The sequence below is a fragment of the Pseudomonas sp. genome (assembly GCF_032058845.1).
Taxonomy (GTDB): Bacteria; Pseudomonadota; Gammaproteobacteria; order Pseudomonadales; family Pseudomonadaceae; genus Aquipseudomonas.
Genome location: NZ_DAMCCR010000140.1, coordinates 7,673 through 8,933 on the forward strand (window position 1 = coordinate 7,673; position 1,261 = coordinate 8,933).

The 1,261-nt window shown below is 64.4% G+C and carries 1 protein-coding gene and 1 pseudogene; one reads left to right on the plus strand and one right to left on the minus strand.

The features are described 5' to 3' along the window. On the plus strand, nt 1-1,067 hold a 1,067-nt coding region (locus RT028_RS18815), incomplete at its 5' end, for a sulfatase-like hydrolase/transferase (RefSeq protein WP_312936783.1). Between the two features lie 9 nt (nt 1,068-1,076). Here RT028_RS18815 and RT028_RS18820 read toward each other — a convergent pair. Then, nucleotides 1,077-1,261 (minus strand): annotated as a pseudogene (locus tag RT028_RS18820) (PIG-L family deacetylase); the annotation flags it as partial.

Below are 1,261 nucleotides of genomic sequence, written 5' to 3' on the forward strand. Positions count from 1 at the left end.
ACGAAAGCATTGCCGGCAACTACCTCGACATCAACACCCCAGGCGGTATCAGCAGCCACCTGGCCGGACGCCTGCCCGGCGTGCAACTGATCAACTTCGGCTATGCAGCGTCGGTGGCCAACTGCAGCGCCGACACCAACGTGACCCTGCGCTACGGCGGCACCCGCGCCGACTATCTGCGCATCAACAGCACCCAGCCGTCGATCTGGCAGTACGCCAAGGCCGCCGGCCTGCGCACGGTGTACATCGATGGCCAACGCACAGGCGGAGCGTTGCAGAACCTGATGACGACCACCGAGCAGCGCGACATCGACCAGTTCGTGCAGTTCGATGACGCACCGGTGCAACAGCGCGACATGGCTGCCGTTGCGCAGTTGGTGGCACTACTGAAGAACCCGACGCCGCAGCTGATCGTGATGAACAAGGTCGGCGCGCATTTCCCCGTGCATGACAAATACCCGGACGCCTTCATGCGCTACACCCCGGCGCTGCCGCGTGGGCAGTTCGCCAACGTCGGCGATACCGGCGATCGCAGCGGTTTCGACGGTGGCACGCAAGACTGGCTGCGCTATCGCAACGCTTACCGCAACACGCTGCTGTGGAACGTGGGGGAGTTCTTCAACCGGCTGCTGAGCCAGGGCGACCTGAGCAATGCCGTAGTGATCTACACCTCCGATCATGGCCAGGACCTGCACGAGCGTGGCAATCCCGGCCTGAACACGCATTGCGACAGCGATCCCATGGCCGAAGAAGGCCTGGTGCCGCTGCTGGTGCTGCAAGGCGAGCGGCTGCATACCCTCGACTGGAAAGCCCATCTGGCGCAGAACCGCAACGCCTCGAGCCACTACAACATCTTCCCCACCTTGCTGTTGCTGATGGGCTATGAGCGCGACGGGGTGACGGCGATGTACGGCCAACCGCTGGATGTCCCGACCCAGGATCCGTTCACCTTCAATGCACGCTTCAATGCGCGGCTGGGCGCCAAACCGGACTTTCGCCCCATCGATCTGAATCAGGTGGTGATGCCCGACCAGGCCCGCGATGCGATGGTGGGCAAGGCACCCTGAGCCTGTCGTTCAGACGAACACCAGCTCGAACGGCTGCAACAGGCAATCGAGCAGGTGCGCAGGCACCACCGGCGGGCGGCCGTCGTCTTCGCCGAGCTGGCTGGTGTGGGCGCGAATCGCCTGGCGTTTGCGTGCCAGGCTTGCTTCGTCGAGCTGCACACGCCGCGCGCGCTCCCACGGCAGGCGGCTGTCGT